Below are 1,439 nucleotides of genomic sequence, written 5' to 3'. Positions count from 1 at the left end.
CTAGCACTACTTTGGCAGTTTAGATTCTCGGGCGTGTGCCAGGAGCTTCTGACAGTGCGGGCATCTGCCGGGTGGCGACCGCATGAAGAGGTCGAGAATGGCTTGTCTAACTGCTGGCATGCTCGGTTGTGGCGGTGGACCGCCGACTCTTTTTTTTCCGTCCCGCAGCTTTAAGGCGGCGGGCTTGGAGAAAGGCGTAGGCGATCATGGTCATCAAGGCGTGTCTATGTAATCCAGTCCATGATCGACCTTCGAAGTGGTCGAGACCGAGCTCTTCCTTCAATTGCTGATGTGCCTGTTCACAGATCCATCTGGCCTTAATCGTGGCGGCAAGTATCTTGAGGCTCGTATCGGATGGTAAGTTGGACACATAGTATTTTTGTTCGCCAGTCGACCGGCGTTCGCCGACGAGCCAGATCTCCTCGCCTGGCATGCATTGCATGCGATTGTCGAGCATCCGGTGCTTATGACCATCCGCAACGCGGACACGTCGAGCCGCAAACAAGCATGTCAACCGGCCTTTAGTGCCACGCCGCCAGCTTATCTTGTGCCATTTCTCGCCAGACAGCATCGCCTCGGCAGAGACCGGCGGCTGGTCCGGGATGTGATATTGACGGCGCCTGCCGCTAGTCGCCACCGGGAAGATCAGATCAACATCGGCCGGATATACGTTTTGACGCCGCGATAATCCGACTGCCCACAGCAAACCGCGCTCACTCAGAGCCTGACGAAAAGCGCTGCTCGACCCGTAGCCCGCGTCAGCAAGCACACAGCCAAAACGCGAGCCTGAAGCGATGACACGATCAATCTCTTCGATGGCGATCTCCGGCTTTGTAAGAGCGACCTGTCGATCCTTCGGGACGCGCGCCCGCTTCATCCGCTCAGGATCATTCGTCCATGTGTCGGGCAGGAAGAGCCGAAGGCCCACCATCACGGGCACTTCGCGCGAGGCCAGGGTCACAGACACCAGTGACTGGCAATTGGATGTCTTGCCAAGCGACGAAGCGTATTGAGGCGCGACGCCAACTGAATATTGTCCCTTCTTCGGTAATGCTGTGTCGTCGATGACGAGAAAGCCCGCCTGATCGCCGACCAGACGATCGGCCTCCTTCAGTAGCGCGGCCTCCAGCGGAGAGCTGTCCCAAACCCCGGCCGCAACAAAATGATGAAGCTGATCGTAGCCGACATCGTCTGCGCGCGCGGCCATCGGTTGCACGCTCTTACGGTCGCCTGGCCCAATCAGTCCCGCAATGTAAAGCGGACACATCCTGCGTCGGGCTCGATGCGAAAGACCCGCCAAAAATGGCTGAAGCCAGTGCTCGAGGTCGTCCATACAATCAGCATTCATCACCAGCTCCCTTCAAAAGCTGGTTCCTTATGAATCACCGAAACTCCGCGGAGGGAAGCCCTAAATAATCAATCTGCCAAAGTAGTGCTAG

The 1,439-nt window shown here is 57.4% G+C and carries 1 pseudogene; it reads right to left on the bottom strand.

The annotated features are described in order from the left end of the window. Positions 1–19: 19 nt before the first annotated feature. A pseudogene (locus QBD01_RS25385) lies at positions 20–1,348 on the bottom strand (IS701 family transposase). Positions 1,349–1,439: the final 91 nt, after the last annotated feature.

It is taken from the genome of Ochrobactrum sp. 19YEA23 (genome assembly GCF_029909865.1).
Taxonomy (GTDB): domain Bacteria; phylum Pseudomonadota; class Alphaproteobacteria; order Rhizobiales; family Rhizobiaceae; genus Brucella; species Brucella gambitense.
This window is presented reverse-complemented; position numbering and strand designations above follow the sequence as displayed.